We start from the raw sequence: 1358 nt of genomic DNA on the forward strand, positions 1-1358 counted from the left end.
CTTGGTGATGCCGGGCGTGGCGATCAAGGCCGCATCGCTCGTGGTCGCCGTCTCGTCAAGCGCTACCGTAACGCCGCTGGCGGCGACAGCCGTCACCTTCGGCCCATCGTCCTCGAAGATGATCTTGGCGCCGATGGCGAGTGACTGGCTGACTGTGTCGCCGTCGAAGTCGGTGACCGTGACCACCGCATTGATCTTGTTCGACAGGTTGACCGGCTCGTCATAGGAGCCGCCCGAACCGCTGCCGGCCAGCGGATGCTGCAGCGACAGATATTGTGCCGTCGAGATATGGCCGGTCTGGTCGACCGAGACCGCGAAGGCGACAGCACCCTTGTCGTTGGGTGTGCCATTGTTGTTGTCGACGCGGCCGACGATCAGATTGCCTTCCTTGAACAGAGAGATCTCGTGCCCGTCGGTCGTCTTCAGGCCCGAATCCGTGCCCGGCGCCGCGACCGCAAGGCTGAGCACCGCCGCGCGCGGCTCGTCCGTGCCGAGCAGCGACCCGAACAGCACCACCGGCTGGTTGCCATGCGCATAGCCCAGGCTTGCCGTACCCAGGCCAAGCGAATCGAACTGGTGCGCGACCGAGGCGCTGCTGGTGTCGTCGTTCTGGTTGCCCGCCGTCTCGTCATGCACGACCGACACGCCGGTCGTCGCGATGAACACCTGCGGCACGTCGTCGACCACGGTGACCGTCGCTTTGCCGGTCAGCGTCACCGTATCGCCGTCGCCGTCCTTGGCCTGGAACACCGAGCCGAGGTCGATGCCGGCCACGCTGCCGCCACCCAGATGCGTCTGCAGCGCGGTGTTCTGGTCCGATGTTCCGGCCGCCGGCGCGACATGGTCGAGCTGGTCGAACTGGCGCACCACGAAGGCGCCGCTCGAGGCGTTCAGCGTCACCGTCATCACGGTGCGGTCGCCAAGCACGTTATAAGTGCCGTTATGGTTGCTGTCGACAAAGCCGACCAGCGTGTTGCCCTGGACCATCCAGCTCAGCTCGGCGCCCTTCGACGACAGCCCGATGGCCGTCAGGTCTGCGGCCGCCGTGCCGGTGAAGCCGAAACCGCCGCCGGCGGCCGGGCCGTCGGCGCCGAAGTCGACAAGCCCGTTCAACGAGCCGGATGCGATCGCCGCACCGAATGGGAACTCCGTGCCCGAACCGTCGCCGGACCCGTCATAGGGCGAGGTTCCCTGCGACAGCAGGCTGGCAATGTCGTCCTCGTCGATCGTCACCGGCGCGGCATGGCCGCTCAGGACCTTCGGCCCGTCATCCTCGAAGACGATGGTCTGGGAGATGTCGGCGCTCTGTGTGGCGTGGTCGCCGTCGCCGTCGGTCGCGGTGACCGTGACCGAGACCG

1 protein-coding gene is annotated in these 1358 nt (G+C 66.9%); it reads right to left on the minus strand.

Annotated elements, in window-relative coordinates; genetic code table 11:
- A partial coding sequence (locus tag LB533_RS29790; RefSeq protein ID WP_224678887.1) for a DUF5801 repeats-in-toxin domain-containing protein occupies positions 1-1358 on the minus strand: 1358 nt, incomplete at both ends.

Origin of the sequence: Mesorhizobium sp. BR1-1-13, from assembly GCF_020165515.1 — a bacterium.
In the GTDB taxonomy this organism is placed as follows: domain Bacteria; phylum Pseudomonadota; class Alphaproteobacteria; order Rhizobiales; family Rhizobiaceae; genus Mesorhizobium.